12 protein-coding genes are annotated in these 16,470 nt (G+C 61.1%); 3 read left to right on the top strand and 9 right to left on the bottom strand.

Features of this window, described 5'->3' with window-relative positions; translation table 11 throughout:
* Positions 1–137 precede the first annotated feature (137 nt).
* The 5 genes from ACHPFG_RS29210 to betI form a co-directional block, all read right to left on the bottom strand.
* A complete protein-coding gene (locus tag ACHPFG_RS29210) occupies positions 138–1,454 on the bottom strand; it encodes a TldD/PmbA family protein (RefSeq protein ID WP_431701123.1) in 1,317 nt (438 codons plus the stop codon).
* Entirely contained in the window at positions 1,454–2,896 is a 1,443-nt protein-coding gene (locus ACHPFG_RS29205; protein WP_431701122.1) for a TldD/PmbA family protein, read from the bottom strand. Before ACHPFG_RS29205 ends, ACHPFG_RS29210 begins: the two co-directional genes overlap by 1 nt.
* A 203-nt stretch (positions 2,897–3,099) precedes the next feature.
* Positions 3,100–4,803, bottom strand: coding sequence for a choline dehydrogenase (betA, locus tag ACHPFG_RS29200; RefSeq protein WP_053128108.1), 1,704 nt, complete (start codon positions 4,801–4,803; stop codon positions 3,100–3,102).
* Between the two features lie 116 nt (positions 4,804–4,919).
* Entirely contained in the window at positions 4,920–6,392 is a 1,473-nt protein-coding gene (gene betB / locus ACHPFG_RS29195) for a betaine-aldehyde dehydrogenase (RefSeq protein WP_131699055.1), read from the bottom strand.
* Between the two features lie 110 nt (positions 6,393–6,502).
* Positions 6,503–7,096: a transcriptional regulator BetI gene (betI, locus tag ACHPFG_RS29190; protein ID WP_259244348.1), complete on the bottom strand. Its 594-nt coding sequence runs from the start codon at positions 7,094–7,096 to the stop codon at positions 6,503–6,505.
* Positions 7,097–7,486: 390 nt separating this feature from the next.
* Here betI and ACHPFG_RS29185 point away from each other — a divergent pair, with 390 nt between their 5' ends.
* Positions 7,487–9,421, top strand: coding sequence for a BCCT family transporter (locus tag ACHPFG_RS29185; RefSeq protein ID WP_431703531.1), 1,935 nt, complete (start codon positions 7,487–7,489; stop codon positions 9,419–9,421).
* A gap of 141 nt (positions 9,422–9,562) precedes the next feature.
* Here the strand turns inward: ACHPFG_RS29185 and choV are convergent, their stop codons facing one another.
* The 3 genes from choV to ACHPFG_RS29170 all read right to left on the bottom strand — a co-directional run bounded on the left by choV (position 9,563) and on the right by ACHPFG_RS29170 (position 12,598).
* Positions 9,563–10,741 (bottom strand): choline ABC transporter ATP-binding protein, encoded by a 1,179-nt coding sequence (choV, locus tag ACHPFG_RS29180; protein WP_053128117.1) that lies wholly within the window; start codon positions 10,739–10,741, stop codon positions 9,563–9,565.
* On the bottom strand, positions 10,738–11,583 hold the full coding sequence (choW, locus tag ACHPFG_RS29175; protein ID WP_015886271.1) for a choline ABC transporter permease subunit: 846 nt from the start codon (positions 11,581–11,583) through the stop codon (positions 10,738–10,740). Before choW ends, choV begins: the two co-directional genes overlap by 4 nt.
* Positions 11,584–11,650: 67 nt before the next feature.
* On the bottom strand, positions 11,651–12,598 hold the full coding sequence (locus ACHPFG_RS29170) for a choline ABC transporter substrate-binding protein (RefSeq protein WP_431701121.1): 948 nt from the start codon (positions 12,596–12,598) through the stop codon (positions 11,651–11,653).
* A gap of 415 nt (positions 12,599–13,013) precedes the next feature.
* On the opposite strand from ACHPFG_RS29170, the gene ACHPFG_RS29165 reads away from it, so the two are divergent.
* Positions 13,014–14,390: an L-serine ammonia-lyase gene (locus ACHPFG_RS29165; protein ID WP_431701120.1), complete on the top strand. Its 1,377-nt coding sequence runs from the start codon at positions 13,014–13,016 to the stop codon at positions 14,388–14,390.
* A 456-nt stretch (positions 14,391–14,846) separates the two neighbouring features.
* Entirely contained in the window at positions 14,847–15,950 is a 1,104-nt protein-coding gene (locus tag ACHPFG_RS29160) for a GlxA family transcriptional regulator (protein ID WP_431701119.1), read from the top strand.
* A 104-nt stretch (positions 15,951–16,054) separates the two neighbouring features.
* On the opposite strand, the gene ACHPFG_RS29155 is transcribed toward ACHPFG_RS29160, so the two are convergent.
* Complete coding sequence (locus ACHPFG_RS29155; RefSeq protein WP_027606014.1) at positions 16,055–16,318, bottom strand: hypothetical protein; 264 nt, start codon at positions 16,316–16,318, stop codon at positions 16,055–16,057.
* Positions 16,319–16,470 lie beyond the last annotated feature (152 nt).

Below are 16,470 nucleotides of genomic sequence, written 5' to 3'. Positions count from 1 at the left end.
TCACAGGCGACAACAGGCTGCCCGTGCAGACTGGGAGGAAGAGAATTTACGGTAGGAAGGGCCGAAACCGAGGTGTCTGAAATCAGCACAAGACAATGTGGGAGGGGGCAAGGCCCCTTCCCACAGGGGGGTTGTATTTACAGGGTCAGGGTCAGGCGTTTTACCAAGGCCCCCGGCAACAGGTTGGAGGCGGTATTGCGCTGGCTATAGGTGCTGGCCGACAGCAGCAGTTCGCGCTCAGCGGTCAGCGCTTCCAGTTGCGAACCGAGCAACTGGTAGACGCTGTCATCAAAACGCATGGTGCTGACCGGCGCCTTGATCTCGCCGTCTTCCACCCAGAACGTGGCGAAGCGCGTCATGCCGGTCAGGCGTGCGGCGGGCAGGTCGGAGTAGTTCAGGTACCACAGGTTGCTGATGTAGAGCCCGGTGCCCAGTTGCTTGAGGATATCGGCCTGGGCCAGGTTGCCCGCTGCGATCTGCAAGGCGCTGGGTGATTCGTCGCCGCTGGCGCCGTTGGCGCTGAGGCCATATTCGGCGGCGCTGCGCGAGTTCACCAGTTGGCCGTCGGCCTGGCCGGCGTTGATCAGCGTGACGTCACTGCGCGGGTAGCCTTCGCTGGAGAACGCCTGGCTCAGGGAGTCGGTGATGTGTTCTTTCACCGTCACCAGCGGGCTCAAGGACTGCTCGCCGGCATACAGCCGTTGCAACGAGCTGCCTTTGCTGGCGATAGCCTGGGCGGAAAAACCGCCCCAGGTGATGATGCTGAGGATTTCTTCCAATGCCGCCGGGGCGAGGTAGGCGCGGTACTGTCCGGGCGTCAATGGGTGCAGCGGGCGGCCGAGGAATTCCAGCTGTTCACGCGCCAGCTGGAAGCGTCGGGCGAACTCGGCGCTGTCCCAGGCGTCGCCGGCGTAGCTGGCTTTTACCGCCTCGCCATTGGCGTGGAACAGGCTGAAATCGAAGTTGAAGCTATTGGCCTGATGCCAGCCAAACGCGCCGTCCGAACTGGCAAAGCCCCGGCTGATCGGGCCGGCGGCGTAGAAACCGACCAAGTCGACGCCATCGGCCGCCCGGCTGATTTCTTCCAGCACCTGGACCAGGTCGGGCAGGGGGCGGGCCTGTTCGTTGTGGCTTTGCCAGGCGTTGTGGTTGAGCAACAGGTACGGGTCATGGGGCAGCAGCGGCAGGGTTTCGCGCAGTTGCTGCAGGCCGTCGGCGAGGCGCTGGCGATCCAGCTCGGGCTCGCCGGCCAGGGTGATGCCGAGGTCGGCATGGCGGCCATCGTTGATCAGCTTGAGGTTGAGGCTGGCCTGCTGCACTTGGCCGGCCTGACGCACCTTGGCGTGGTTGAAGCGCACGAACTCGGACGATTCTGCCGCGTAGCCCAAGTGGAATCGTTCCTTGTCGGTGATGGCCTGCTTGAGCCACTGCACCAATGCCTTGAAGGTGTTCATCAGGCATCTCCCCCAAATACATCAACGTTGCTGAACACGCAGGCCGGCGATGCATGACCGACGCGGATCACCTGGTTGGGCTCGCCCTTGCCGCAGTTCGGCGTGCCCAACACCTTGAAGGTGCTGGCGTCGCCCACGGCGCTGAGGTTGCGCCAGAACTGCGCGGAAATCGCCCGGTAGTTGGGGTTTTTCACCACGCCCTTGAGTTCGCCGTTTTCAATCAACTGGCCCCACTCGCAGCCGAACTGGAACTTGTTGCGGGCATCGTCGATGGACCACGAACGGTTGGTCGACATCAGGATGCCGTGTTCGATGCCGCCAATCAGTTGCGCCAGGCTCTTATCGCCGGCTTCGATATTCAGGTTGGCCATGCGGTCGATCGGCGGGCGGTTCCAGCTGCTGGCGCGGCTATTGGCCACGCCGCCCATGCCCGAGCGGAACTGCGACAACGCCCCACCCAGCGGCTTGAGCAGCAGCCCTTCGCGGATCAGGAATTGCTTGCTGGCCGCGGTGCCGTCGTCGTCATGGCCGTAGCTGGCCAGTTGCTCGGGAATGTCCGGGTCGAACGTCACGTTCAACAGCTTGGAGCCGTATTGCAGCTGGCCGAAGTCGCTGGCCTTCACAAAACTGGTACCGGCGTAATTGCGCTCATCGCCGAGGATGCGGTCGAGTTCCAGCGGGTGGCCGATGGACTCGTGGATCTGCAGGATCATCTGGTCGGGCATCAGCAGCAGGTCGCGCGGGCCCTGGGGCGTGTTTGGCGCCAGCAGCAGTTGCAGGGCTTCGTCGGCAATGCGCGGCGCGGCGCCGACCAGGCCGAAGCGGCTGATCACGTCAAACCCGCCTTGCTGGCCGAAGTTGCTGCCACCGAGGGTGCGCGACTGGCTGTCGTTGCCGTCGTAGGCCGTGACATTGACGCCGGGGAACACAAACCGCTGGGCCTGGCGCAGTTCGGCGCCGGCACTGTTGAGGTAGATCTGCTCGACATGGGTCAGGCCGAGGCTGACTTCCCAGTTCACCAGGCGCTCGTCCTGGGGCACTGCCGAGGACTCATCGCCGAGCAGTTGGTAGCAGTCGCTCAGGGACGGGAAGGCGTGCTCGAGGTTTGGCGACAGGTAGTCGGCGACGTCGCTGGACACCTGTTGGTCGCGCAGGTCGAGCAGGGCGTGCGGTTTTATCAGGCGGGCTTGCTGCTCGGCGCGCTCAAGGGCGGCTTGCAGGCCGGCAAGGGAAATATCGTGGGTGGCGGCGTAGGCCTCCGCACCGTTGACACGCACGGTGAGCATGACGCCTTCGTCGTGGTTCAGGTGGGGCGGTTCGGCGACGTTCTTGCGCACCGACAGGTACTGGCCGGATTCGCGCACGTAGCGCAGGGAGAAGAAGTCGGCGGTGGTGCGCAGGGCACTGAAATGCTTTTTGAGTGTGGCGTGGTGTTCGAACATGGGGCCTTCCTTGTGGGCGGCTCAGCGCGGGCAGGCAAACAGAGTAGGCCTGGGCTGGGGGCTGATCAAGGAAAGTGTAGAGGCAAGGTTTGCAGTGCCTGATCGGGCCCTATCGGGGGCAAGCCCCCTCCCACACTTGATTTGTGAATACATTCAAATGTGGGAGGGGGCTTGCCCCCGATGAAGGCACCGCAGTGAATCAGTTACTGCGCAGTCGGCCCCACTTCACGCAACGGCTTGCCCCGCACCGGCGCATCGCCGGCCACGTAGTAGTCGGCAGTGCTGCGCGGCAGCGGCTGGCGGCCACGGATCTTGTCGGCGATTTTCTCGGCGATCATGATCGTCGGCGCGTTCAGGTTGCCGGTGGTGATGATCGGCATGATCGACGCATCGACTACGCGCAGACCCTGCATGCCGTGCACGCGGCCTTCGCCATCGACCACGGCCATCTCGTCGTCGCCCATCTTGCACGAGCAGGACGGATGGAATGCGGTTTCGGCGTGCTCGCGGATGAACTTGTCCAACTGCTCATCGGTTTGCACCTCGATGCCCGGACTGATTTCGCGGCCACGGTAGGGATCGAGTGCCGGCTGCTGCATGATTTCACGGGTCAGGCGGATGCCGTCGCGGAATTCCTGCCAGTCCTGCTCGGTGGCCATGTAGTTGAAGAGGATGCTCGGGTAGTCCCGTGGGTTCTTCGACTTCAGTTGCACGCGGCCACGGCTCGGCGAGCGCATGGAGCCCATGTGCGCCTGGAAACCGTGCTCTTTCACACCGTTGCTGCCGTTGTAGTTAATCGCGACCGGCAGGAAGTGGTACTGGATGTTCGGCCATTCGAATTCTTCACGGGTCCGGATAAAACCGCCCGCTTCGAACTGGTTGCTGGCGCCGATGCCGGTGCCGTTGAACAGCCATTCGGCACCGATGGCCGGCTGGTTGTACCAGAGCAGCGACGGGTACAGCGACACCGGCTGGGTGCACGCATATTGCAGGTACAGCTCAAGGTGGTCCTGCAGGTTTTCGCCGACGCCAGGCAGGTCGTGGACCACCGGGATGTCGAGGCTTTCCAGCAGTTTGGCCGGGCCCACGCCGGAGCGTTGCAGCAGTTGCGGCGAAGCGATTGCGCCGCTGCACACCAGTACTTCTTTACGCGCACGGGCTTCAACGCGCTCTTCGGCGGCACCGATCAGGTAACGCACGCCCACGGCACGCTTGCCTTCGAACAACACTTTGTCGGTGAGGGCGTGGGTGACGATGGTCAGTGTGGAACGCTTCTTGGCGGTGTCCAGGTAACCGCGCGCGGTGCTGGCGCGACGGCCATTAGGCGTGACGGTACGGTCCATCGGGCCGAAGCCTTCCTGCTGGTAGCCGTTCAAGTCTTCGGTGCGCGGGTAACCGGCCTGCACGCCCGCTTCAACCATGGCGTGGAACAGCGGGTTATTGCCCGCTTTAGGCGTGGTCACGCTCACCGGACCATCGCCGCCGTGCCAGTCGTTCGGGCCGATGTCGCGGGTTTCGGCCTTGCGGAAATACGGCAGGCAATCGAGGTAGCTCCAGTCTTCCAGGCCTGGCAGCTTCGACCAGTTGTCGTAGTCCATGGCGTTGCCACGGATGTAGCACATGCCGTTGATCAGCGAAGAGCCACCCAGGCCCTTGCCGCGACCGCATTCCATCCGGCGGCCGTCCATGTGTGGCTCCGGATCGGTTTCGTAGGCCCAGTTGTAGCGGCGGCCTTGCAGCGGGAAGGCCAGGGCGGCGGGCATTTGGGTACGGAAATCGAGGCGGTAGTCGGGGCCGCCGGCTTCCAGCAGCAGGACGGTGACGCCTTCGTCTTCGGTCAGACGGGTCGCCAGGGTGTTACCGGCGGAGCCGGCACCCACAATGATGTAGTCGTATTCTTGGGACATAAATGCACCCTCTTTGGAGATGGTCAGGTCAGTCAAACAGTGGTGTCCGGGATGGGGCTGCTGCGCAGCCCAGCGCGGGGCAAGCCCGCTCACCACAAAGGCGAATCCCGGATCTGTTAGAACACCGAGGCGTAGTCGCCCAGCTCAACCTGTACCGATTTGATGCGGGTGAAGTTGTTCAGCGAGCTGATGCCGTTCTCACGGCCCACACCGGATTGCTTGTAGCCGCCGACCGGCATCTTCGCGTCGGATTCGCCCCAGGCGTTGATCCAGCAGATGCCCGCTTCCAGCTGATGAATCACGCGGTGGGCGCGGTTCAGGTCCTTGGTCACCAGGCCCGCGGCCAGGCCGAAGTCGGTGTCGTTGGCGCGGCGGATCACTTCTTCTTCGGTTTCGTAGGTGAGGATGCTCATCACCGGGCCGAAGATTTCTTCACGGACGATGGTCATCTCGTCGGTGCAGTCGGTGAACACGGTCGGGGCCACGAAGGCGCCTTTGGCGAAGTCGCCGTCGGTCAGGCGGTCGCCGCCGCACAGTACGCGGGCACCTTCTTCCTTACCTTTGGCGATGTAGCCCAGCACGCTTTCCATGTGGGCGAAGCTGACCAGCGGACCGAAGTTGGTGTTGGCGTCTTGCGGGTCGCCGACGCGGATACGGGCAACACGTTCAACGATCTTGGCTTCGAACGCGGCTTGCAGGTGCTTGGGCACGAACACACGAGTGCCGTTGGTGCAGACCTGGCCGGAGCTGTAGAAGTTGGCCATCATCGCGATGTCGGCGGCACGATCCAGGTCGGCGTCTTCGAACACGATCAGCGGCGATTTGCCGCCCAGTTCCATGGTCACTTCCTTGAGCGAAGAGCTCGACGCGCTGGCCATGACTTTCTTGCCGGTGTCGGTGCCGCCGGTGAACGAGACTTTCTCGATGCGCGGGTGCTCGGTCAGCCAGGTGCCGACTTCACGGCCGCTGCCGGTCAAGACGTTGAACACGCCTGCTGGAACGCCGGCTTCGGTGTAGATCTCGGCCAGTTTCAGGGTGGTCAGCGAGGTAACTTCGCTTGGCTTGAAGATCATCGCGTTACCGGCGGCCAGGGCCGGTGCGGATTTCCACAGGGCAATCTGGATCGGGTAGTTCCAGGCGCCGATACCGGCGACCACGCCCAGCGGCTCGCGGCGGGTGTAGACGAACGAAGTGTCGCGCAGTGGGATCTGCTCGCCTTCGATGGCCGGCACCAGGCCTGCGTAGTATTCCAGCACGTCAGCGCCGGTAACGATGTCGACGTACTGGGTTTCGGAGAAGGCTTTACCGGTGTCCAGGGTTTCCAGGGCGGCCAGCTCGTCGTTGCGCTCGCGCAGGATGTCGACGGCACGACGCAGGATGCGCGAACGCTCCATGGCGGTCATCGCAGCCCAGATTTTCTGGCCTTTTTCGGCGCTGACCACGGCACGTTCAACGTCTTCTTTCGTTGCGCGTTGCACTTGGGCGAGAACTTCACCGTTAGCCGGGTTGATGGCTTCGAAGGTGGCATCGCTGCCAGCGTCGCTGTAGCCGCCGTCAATGTAGAGTTTTTGCAGGTCGAAACGGGCCATAAAGTCCTCGCAAGTGCATAAGTGGTTGGCGTTACCCGCCGCACAGTGGGCCATAAGGGTGTGGCAACACTGAGCGGCGGACGTTCAGGGGCTGAGCGTTTGTAAGGGCTCTAACTCACCTGCTTGGCCAATTGGAAATCCATGTATTCGTAAGCGATCCGTTGCGCCTGCGCCGTGTCGAAAGCGTCTCCCGACAGGGCACCGCGCAACCACAAACCGTCGATCAGGGCCGCCAGGCCTCTGGCTGCTTTGCGTGCGTGCGGCAGCGGCAGCACTCGGCGGAACTGGCAGCACAGGTTGGAATACAGACGTTGATCGTTGATCCGCTGCAACCTGTGCAATGACGGGTGATGCATGCTGGCGGCCCAGAAGGCCAGCCAGGTTTTCATTGCCGGGCCATTGACCTGGCTGGCGTCGAAGTTGCCCTCGATGATCACCCGAAGGTGCGCCCGTGGGCTGTCGTCCTTCAGCGCAAGCCTGCGTTCGTGGACGTTCTCGATCAGCACATTCATCAAGTACCGCATCGTCGCGGCGATCAGGCCGTTCTTGTCCTGAAAGTAGTGACTGATGATGCCGTTCGAGACCCCGGCCAAACGGGCGATCAGCGCAATGCTGGCATCTCCCATTCCGACCTGATCGATGGCCGTCAACGTGGCTTCGATCAACTGTTGGCGGCGTATGGGTTGCATACCGACCTTGGGCATCTAGCACCTCTCCTTAGGCCTGCCGACGGGCGATGAACGTTCGTCGACTTGAAGGCCAGTCTATTTTGTTTTGATTGAACGTTCAATCAACAAAGAATAAGCTCTGCGACAAATGGTCGCTGCCTACAGGTATTTCCTACGTGAAGGCCGCGACATCTGACACCTGCAAAAACCTTTGAAACAGGCGGTATCAAGGCCTGCCCACTGCCTGGTGGGGCTCAAGGATTTTCGGGGTGTCTTTATAACACCCGTCCGTCGACTGCCGAAAAATCGATAGGTCGGGATAACCGTTGCCTTGTGTTTCTCTCTCGCACTGCCTGGAGCATCTGCGCCATGAGTTCTGCCTCTCTTATAAAGACCCCGCCGGAAAAGGTGCGGGTCAACGGTTGGGTGTTCTACACCTCCACCGCGCTGATTCTGTTGTTGACTGCCATTCTGATCATCGCCCCGCAGGAGGCCGGGCGCATGCTCGGCGTAGCCCAGGCCTGGCTTTCCAAAAGCTTTGGCTGGTACTACATGGTGGTCATCGCCGCCTACCTGGTGTTTGTGGTCGGCCTGGCGTTTTCGTCCTACGGCAAATTGAAACTGGGCAGCAAGGACGACACCCCGGACTTCAGCTACGGCGCCTGGGCCGGCATGTTGTTCTCGTCGGGCATCGGTATCTCGTTGCTGTACTTCGGCGCTTCGGAGCCGCTGGATCACTACTTCAACCCGCCGGAAGGCGCCGCCGCCAGCAACGGCGCGGCACGTCAGGCGCTGCAGTTGACTTTCCTGCACTGGGGCCTGCATGGCTGGGCGATCTATGCGCTGGTCGGCCTGGCCGTGGCGTACTTTGCCTACCGGCATAACCAGCCGCTGGCCCTGCGTTCGGCGTTGTACCCGCTGGTGGGCGAGCGTTGGGTCAAGGGCGCCGCTGGTCACGCGGTGGATGGTTTCGGCATGTTCGTGACCCTGCTGGGCCTGGTGACTAACCTGGGCATCGGTTCGATGCAGGTGTCGTCCGGCCTGGAAAACCTGTTCGGCATGGCGCACAGCAACACCAACCTGCTGATCGTGATCATTGTGATGAGCACCGTGGCGACCATCGCCGCCGTGTCGGGCGTGGAGAACGGCATCCGCCGCCTGTCCAACCTCAACATCGTGCTGTTCAGCGGTTTGCTGATCTTCGTGCTGCTGTTCGGCCCGACCCTGCACCTGCTCAACGGCCTGGTGCAGAACACCGGTGACTACCTCAACGGCATCGTGCTGAAAACCTTCGACCTCTATGTGTACGAAGGCGATGGTGACAAGACCGAACGCTGGATGGGCCTGTGGACCCTGTTCTACTGGGCCTGGTGGATTTCCTGGGCGCCATTCGTGGGCATGTTCATCGCGCGTATTTCCCGTGGCCGCACGGTGCGTGAACTGGTGGCCGGCGTGCTGCTGATTCCGCTGGGCTTTACCCTGGCGTGGCTGTCGATCTTCGGTAACTCGGCGTTGGACCTGGTGCTCAACCACGGTGCGGTGGAGTTGGGCAAGACGGCGCTGGAACAACCGTCCATGGCCATCTACCAACTGCTGGAGCATTACCCTGCGTCGAAAGTCGTCATCGGCGTGTCGATCTTTGTGGGCTTTGTGTTGTTCCTGACCCCGGCGGATTCCGGTGCGGTGATGATGGCCAACCTTTCCTGCAAGGGCGGCAATGTGGATGAAGATGCGCCGCACTGGTTGCGCATCTTCTGGTCGGCGGTGATCACCCTGGTGACCATCGGCCTGCTGTTTGCCGGCAACTTCGAAGCCATGCAAACCATGGTGGTGCTGGCGGGGCTGCCGTTCTCGGTGGTGCTGATTGTCTTTATGTTCGGTTTGCACAAGGCGATGCGCCAGGACGTGGCGATCGAACAGGAGCAGGCGCAACTGGCTGAACGCGGGCGTCGTGGCTTCAGCGAGCGCTTGACGGCACTCGACCTGCAACCGAGCCAGGGCACTGTGCAGCGCTTTATGGACAAGCATGTCACGCCGGCGCTGGAAGAGGCGGCGGTCGCGTTGCGAGAGCAAGGGTTGGAAGTGCAGACGCTGTTGGGTAAGTCCAAGCGCTGCATCGGTGTGCGCATCGAGATGGAAGAGGGCAATCCGTTTGTTTACGAAGTGAGCCTGGATGCCTACTCGTCGGCACCGAGCGACCTGCCTGAAGAAGAGCGCACCCGCTATTACCGTGCCGAGGTGTACCTGCACAACGGGCCTCAGGAGTACGACCTGATGGGCTTCGCCCAGGAACAGATCACCCGGGACGTGCTCGATCAGTTTGAAAGCCATCGGCAGCTCCTTGGCCGTGTCTATAGCTGATAGTTGAGCCAGGTGGTGCTTTAAATGTGGGAGGGGGCTTGCTCCCGATAGCGGTGTGTCAGTCAGTCCATCTGTTACTGATCCACCGCTATCGGGAGCAAGCCCCCTCCCACATTTTTGACCCAGTTTCTCTAATGGCTGCTAGCCCAGGTTTTTGCCCAGCAAGGCATGGTAGAGCTCGCTGTCGCCCAGGATCCCCACCACCTGGTTGTTGTCATGCAACACCAGCTTGTTCCCCGTCTGATAACGAATCTGCAGCGCATCACGCATGCCGATATTCGAATCCACCAGTGTCGGTACCCGGCCCAAACCTTCCACCGGTTGCCCCGGTGCCCAGTTCTGCAAATTCATCACCACGCCATTCTGCCGCGCGCCCTGGATGGTGTTGCCTTCAGCCAGGTCCAGCCATGAGTCGCCACCCGGATCCAGGCACACCGAACCGTTGACGCGTTTGCAGTTGTCCAGCGTGCGCATCAGGCTGCGGCCGCACAGTACGTTCAGCGGGTTGGTGTGGGCGACGAAGGTGCGTACGTAGTCGTCCGCCGGGTTCAGCACGATCTCTTCCGGCACGCTGTACTGGATGATCTTGCCGTCTTTCATGATCGCGATACGGCTGCCCAGTTTCAGCGCCTCGTCGAGGTCGTGGCTGACGAACACGATGGTCTTGCTCAGCTTGCTTTGCAGTTCCAGCAATTCGTCCTGCAGGCCTTGGCGGATCAGCGGGTCGAGGGCGGAGAAGGGCTCGTCCATCAACAGGATGTCGGCGTCCATCGCCAACGCGCGGGCCAGGCCGACGCGCTGTTGCATGCCGCCGGACAGTTCATCCGGCTTCTTGTTGCGCCACTGGGTCAGGCCCACCAGCTCAAGTTTTTCATCCACCAGCTTGCGCCGTTCTTTTTCCGGACGGCCCTGCATTTCCAGACCAAAGCTGATGTTCTCGCGCACCGTCAGCCAAGGCATCAGGGCGAACTTCTGGAACACCATGGCGATGCGCTTGGTGCGCATCATTTTCAGCTCGGCGGGGGTGCAGGAGGCGATGTCGATCTGGCGACCTTCATGCTCCACGAACAGCTGGCCACGGCTGACGGTATTGAGGCCGTTGATGCAGCGCAGCAGGCTCGACTTGCCGGAGCCCGACAGGCCCATCAGCACGCAGATCTCGCCTTTTTCCACATCCAGGCTGGCTTTTTCAACGCCGACAATCTGCCCGGTTTTTTTCAGGATTTCGTTACGGCTCATGCCCTGGTCCAGCAGCTTGAGCGCTTCACGTGGGTCTTTGGAGAAGATTACGTCGACATTGTCGAATCGGATAATGCTCATGCATCACCCCCTACTTTGGCGTCGGGTTGTTTGCAGATGCGGTCGAGCATGATGGCCAGCAGCACAATCGCCAGGCCGGCTTCAAAGCCCAGGGCGATGTCGGCGGTGTTCAGCGCGTTGACCACCGGCTTGCCGAGGCCATCGGCGCCCACCAGGGCGGCGATCACCACCATCGACAACGACAGCATGATGCATTGGGTAATACCGGCAGCGATGCTCGGCATGGCGTGGGGCAGTTCAATGCGCGAGAGCAACTGACGGCGCGAGCAGCCAAAGGCCTTGCCGGCGTCCATCAACTCTTGCGGTACATCACGGATACCCAGGTAGGTCAGGCGGATGGGCGCGGCAATCGCGAACACCACCGTGGAGATCAAACCAGGCACCACACCCAGCCCGAAGAGGGTCAGGGTAGGGATGAGGTAGACGAAGGTCGGTACGGTCTGCATCAGATCGAGCACCGGCCGCATCAGGGTGTAGAACATGGGTTTGTGCGCGGCAACAATGCCCAGCGGCACACCAATGACCACGCAGACCAGGGTGGCGAACAGCACCTGGGCGAGGGTTTCCATGGTTTCCTGCCAGTACCCAAGGTTCAGGATCAGCAGGAAGGAGGCGATGACAAAAACAGTCAGTCCCCATTTACGTTGAATAAAGTGAGCCAGCAGCGCAATCAGACCGATCAATGCCAGCGGATTGAACCAGGTCAGCGCAAACGTCACGCCGTGGATCATCGTTTCCAGTGTCGATGCGATTGCGTCGAAGTAGTTGGCGCCGTGTTGGGTCAACCATTCGACGAAGGCAGCGATGTACTGGCCTAGTGGGATTTTCTGTTCAGTCAGCATGGTAGTGAATGTCCACATGCGAAGAGGGAAAACATCCCGGGGCAGCGTACCGCCCCGGGGTCAGCAGTTACTTGTTTAGATACGCTTTGACGGCTTCCAGGCCTGGTTTGCCATCGACGGTGTTGACACCAGCAAGCCAGGTGTCGAGGACTTGCGGGTTCTTTTTCAGCCAGGCCTTGGCGGCGGCGTCGGGCTTCATCTTGTCGTCCAGGACATTACCCATCAGGGTGCTTTCCATGTTCAAGGTGAACACCAGGTTCTTCAGCAACTGACCGACGTTGCTGCATTCCTCGGTGTAGCCCTTGCGGGTGTTGGTGTAGATGGTGGCCTGGCCGTAGTTGGGGCCGAACGAGTCGTCACCCCCGGTCAGGTATTTCATCTTGAAGCGGGTGTTCATCGGGTGCGGTTCCCAGCCAAGGAACACAATGGCCTGGTCACGCTTGGTGGCGCGCTCCACCTGGGAGAGCATCCCGGCTTCGCTGGATTCGACGACTTTGAAGCCGGCGGTCTTGAGGCCGAAGGCGTCTTTGTCGATCAGGGTCTGAATGGTGCGGTTGCCGTCGTTACCCGGCTCGATGCCGTAGATCTTGCCGCCCAGCTCTTCCTTGAATTTGGCGATATCGGCGAAGTCTTTCAGGCCTTTGTTGTACAGCGCCTCGGGTACCGCCAGGGTGTACTTGGCGTTTTCCAGGTTGGCGCGCACGGTTTCCACGGTGCCGGCATCACGGTACTGCTTGATGTCGTTTTCCATGGTCGGCATCCAGTTGCCGAGGAACACGTCCATGTTCTTGCCGTCGGCCAGGGACTTGTAGGTCACTGGAACGGAAATCATCGTGGTCTTGGTCTTGTAGCCCAGGCCCTTGAGGATTTCGCTGGTGGTTGCGGTGGTGACAGTGATGTCGGTCCAGCCGACATCGGAGAAGTTGACGGTCTTGCACTGTTCCGGTTCTGCGGCGTGCGCCATGACTGGCAGACTCAGCATGGCGGCCAACAACAACGAGGGTGAACCTTTCATCTGGGTAGACTCCTGTGTTTTTTCTGGCGGCATTCGCCGCGCTTTATAAGTGTTGCGGTTGGAGCGTGCGGCAACAGCTCTGCCACGGTGCCTTGCAAACGAGTCGAGACTGATCATGTACCAGCGAAAATCTGACGCCTACAGGGGGCGTCGTATCCAGTACAGGGAGGGTCGTATCCAGTGTCGGTGACGTCGCTTACAGGTTTTTCCCAAGTCAAAACTGCTGTTTTTGCCCATCTGCACCGCTGAAAACGGCCAAAACAGGCGATCGCACGGGAGCGACGCTGGTGAGCATGGGTGCGTCGGTGTGAGACGCCGTGGCAGCGAATAAAACCTTGATGATGCCGCCATCTGGGCGATCTGAGCGTAGCACCTCGTTCAAGCCTGGCCGTGCTTATCGAGGAGTTCTACCGCAATGGCTATCAGTGTTTTCGACCTGTTCAAGATCGGCATCGGGCCTTCTAGTTCTCACACCGTCGGCCCCATGCGCGCCGCGGCGTTGTTCGTTCAAGGGTTACGTGAACGTGAACTGTTGGAACAGGTCAGGCGCGTCGAAGTTCAGCTCTACGGCTCATTGTCGGCCACCGGCATCGGCCACGGCAGCGACACCGCCACCATCATGGGCCTGATGGGCGAGTGGCCGGACGCGATCGATCCGTCGCAAATCGGCCTGCGTATCCACACCCTGCGTGAGACCGACACCCTGCTGCTGGATGGGCGTTTGCCGGTGCCTTTCGTGTGGGCCCGGGACATGCGCCTGCTTGACGAAAACCTGCCGTTCCACCCCAACGCCATGACCCTGGTGGTGTTTGGCGCTGATGGCGAGCTGCATCGCGACACCTATTACTCAGTGGGCGGTGGTTTCGTGGTGGATGAAGCCCAGGCGCAGAGCGGCGTGGCGGACATGGACCGCACCGAGTTGCCGTATGATTTTTCCAGCGCCGTGGAGTTGTTACAGCTGTGCAAGACCCACAACCTGCGCGTCGCCGAACTGATGCTGGCCAACGAAAAGGTCTGGCGCTCCGAAGACGAAATCCGCAGTGGCCTGATGAAGCTCTGGCGCGCCATGCAGGCGTGCGTGGAGGAGGGACTCAAGCACGAAGGCATTCTGCCTGGCGGCCTCAACGTGCGCCGTCGCGCCGCCAAGTTGCACCGCAGCCTGCAGGAGTTGAACAAGCCCAATGTGATCGGCTCGACCTTGAGTGCGATGGAATGGGTCAACCTGTTCGCCCTGGCGGTGAATGAAGAAAACGCCGCCGGTGGACGCATGGTCACGGCGCCCACCAACGGTGCGGCGGGGATCATTCCGGCGGTGTTGCACTACTTCATGAAGTTCAGCGACGAAGTCACCGAAGCCAACGTGGTCGACTACCTGCTCAGCGCTGCGGCGGTGGGGATCCTGTGCAAGAAAAACGCCTCGATCTCCGGGGCCGAAGTCGGTTGCCAGGGTGAAGTGGGTTCGGCCTGCGCCATGGCCGCTGCCGGGCTGGCCGAGATCCTCGGCGCAACCCCGGAGCAGCTGTGCAACGCCGCTGAAATCGGCCTGGAACACAACCTCGGCCTGACCTGCGACCCGGTGGGCGGGTTGGTGCAAGTGCCGTGCATCGAGCGCAATGCAATTGCAGCGGTGAAGGCGATCAACGCGGCGCAGATGGCCCTGCGCGGTGATGGCCAGCACTTTATCTCCCTGGACCGGGTGATCCGCACCATGCGCGATACCGGGGCGGATATGCATGACAAATACAAAGAGACGTCGCGAGGTGGCTTGGCGGTCAGTGCGGTGGAGTGCTGAGACCGAGTCGCCGGTATCGGGGGCTTGCCCCCGATGGCTGTCATCCAGACGATGCTGCTCAAAAAGTGAACACTCCAACCAAAAGCGCCACCTTTTAGCGCGTCGCAAACAGATAAGTAGCTTCCAAACGATTTTCCCCGCGACCACCCGTCACCTGTGCGTGCGGTGACAGACTTTTCCTACGCGCTGAAAGCGCCTTCCCACAAGTGATACCGAACTGCTCACACACGTTGAGCAGGGCCGCTCCGACGTCTATTTCAGCCTTATCCCGTACTCCTCGCGCGGGCTTATTTAGACGCGTCATCAGGTCGTTTTCAGGATTTGTTGAATAGCCATTCAAATTTAGGCATGGCATTTGCTCTACCAATTCAAAGCCTCTCGCCTTGCCGGATGAAGAGCGCAATAACAAGAGCCTCGCCTGAGGCCATCACCTGCTTTGTGTGAGGAGATACCGCCATGACGTCGTTCAACTCCGGGGCCCAACCCCAGAACCGTGCGCCTCAATCCATCGGCTTTTTGCTGCTGGACAATTTCACGCTGATTTCCCTGGCTTCGGCCGTGGAGCCGCTGCGCATGGCCAACCAGCTGTCCGGCCGCGAGCTGTATCGCTGGACAACCCTGAGTGTCGACGGCAACCAGGTGTGGGCCAGCGACGGTCTGCAAATCACCCCCGATGCTTCCATGCACAAAGCCCCAGCCCTGGACACTGTGATTGTGTGCGGCGGCGTGGGTATCCAGCGTACCGTGACCCGTGAGCATGTGTCGTGGCTGCAAAGCCAGGCGCGCCAGTCCCGTCGCCTTGGCGCGGTGTGCACCGGCAGTTGGGCCCTGGCCTGTGCCGGCCTGCTCGACGGTTTTGATTGCAGCGTGCACTGGGAATGCCTGGCGTCGATGCAGGAAGCCTTCCCGCGTGTGTCGATGAGCACCCGTTTGTTCACCCTCGACCGCAACCGCTTCACCAGTTCGGGCGGTACCGCGCCGCTGGACATGATGCTGCACCTGATCAGCCGCGACCACGGCCGTGAACTGTCGGCGGCGATCTCCGAAATGTTCGTGTACGAGCGCATCCGCAATGAACAGGATCACCAGCGTGTGCCGCTTAAGCACATGCTTGGCACCAACCAGCCGAAGCTGCAAGAAATCGTGGCGCTGATGGAAGCCAACCTCGAAGAGCCGATCGACCTGGACGAACTGGCGGTGTACGTCGCCGTGTCGCGTCGCCAGCTGGAGCGGCTGTTCCAGAAATACCTGCACTGCTCGCCGTCGCGCTACTACCTCAAGCTGCGCCTGATTCGCGCGCGGCAGTTGCTCAAGCAAACGCCGATGTCGATCATCGAAGTGGCATCGGTATGCGGTTTTGTGTCCACGCCGCACTTCTCCAAGTGCTACCGCGAATACTTCGGCATTCCGCCACGGGATGAGCGCGTAGGCTCCAATACCGCCCAGCAGGTGGCGATGATGCCGATTCCGCAGGCGCTGGTGTTGTCACCGTTGTCGGGGCCGATGTCGGCGTTGAGTCAGGCGCGCAATGAGTCGACTTTCGCGAGTGTACGGCTTTAAACCGAGTTGACTGCATCGGGGGCAAGCCCCCTCCCATACTTGACCGAGTTGTCATGACGAACATGGCCAGATGTGGGAGGGGGTTTGCCCCCGATAGCGGTCTGTCAGGCGCCAGAGTTCTGCTTGAACTGCATCAGCGCCGGCAACAACTGCTTATCGATCGCCTGACGCACCGCCGGCAAAATCGTCGCGCTGCCGGTGTACATCTGCTCAACCATACCCTTGAGCGCCTTGGCCCGCGCTTCGCTCAAACCGCGTACCGCGCACTCGCAAGCCTGTTCGGCGCTGGCGCCGCTGGATACCTCGAAACCCAGCGAGCGCAGTTGGCTCAGCAGGTCATCCTGGTCAATCAAATCCGCGTGCATCATGACGTTTATCCTGGTGAAGGGAGCGGGGATTGACTTGGATTCTGGTAGGCCCCCGGCCGGTCGGCAAGGGCAGAATGCACGAATGGCTCAGATGGCTATGAACGTGTCGTTTTCGGGTCATTTACCCGCTGCAGTAATAGGCACACTGGTTG

The organism is Pseudomonas sp. BR20 (assembly GCF_050780135.1).
GTDB lineage: Bacteria > Pseudomonadota > Gammaproteobacteria > Pseudomonadales > Pseudomonadaceae > Aquipseudomonas.
The sequence above is the reverse complement of the archived record's forward strand: the minus strand, read 5'-3'. Positions and strand labels throughout refer to the sequence as shown.

Bases quoted from the DNA above. Each gene is read 5' to 3' on its own strand.
- choV (WP_053128117.1), bottom strand. From the start codon at position 10,741: ATGAGCATTATCCGATTCGACAATGTCGACGTAATCTTCTCCAAAGAC.
- betI (WP_259244348.1), bottom strand. From the start codon at position 7,096: ATGCCCAAGGTCGGTATGCAACCCATACGCCGCCAACAGTTGATCGAA.
- ACHPFG_RS29160 (WP_431701119.1), top strand. From the start codon at position 14,847: ATGACGTCGTTCAACTCCGGGGCCCAACCCCAGAACCGTGCGCCTCAA.
- ACHPFG_RS29155 (WP_027606014.1), bottom strand. From the start codon at position 16,318: ATGATGCACGCGGATTTGATTGACCAGGATGACCTGCTGAGCCAACTG.
- betA (WP_053128108.1), bottom strand. From the start codon at position 4,803: ATGTCCCAAGAATACGACTACATCATTGTGGGTGCCGGCTCCGCCGGT.
- ACHPFG_RS29165 (WP_431701120.1), top strand. From the start codon at position 13,014: ATGGCTATCAGTGTTTTCGACCTGTTCAAGATCGGCATCGGGCCTTCT.
- ACHPFG_RS29210 (WP_431701123.1), bottom strand. From the start codon at position 1,454: ATGAACACCTTCAAGGCATTGGTGCAGTGGCTCAAGCAGGCCATCACC.
- ACHPFG_RS29170 (WP_431701121.1), bottom strand. From the start codon at position 12,598: ATGAAAGGTTCACCCTCGTTGTTGTTGGCCGCCATGCTGAGTCTGCCA.
- choW (WP_015886271.1), bottom strand. From the start codon at position 11,583: ATGCTGACTGAACAGAAAATCCCACTAGGCCAGTACATCGCTGCCTTC.
- betB (WP_131699055.1), bottom strand. From the start codon at position 6,392: ATGGCCCGTTTCGACCTGCAAAAACTCTACATTGACGGCGGCTACAGC.
- ACHPFG_RS29205 (WP_431701122.1), bottom strand. From the start codon at position 2,896: ATGTTCGAACACCACGCCACACTCAAAAAGCATTTCAGTGCCCTGCGC.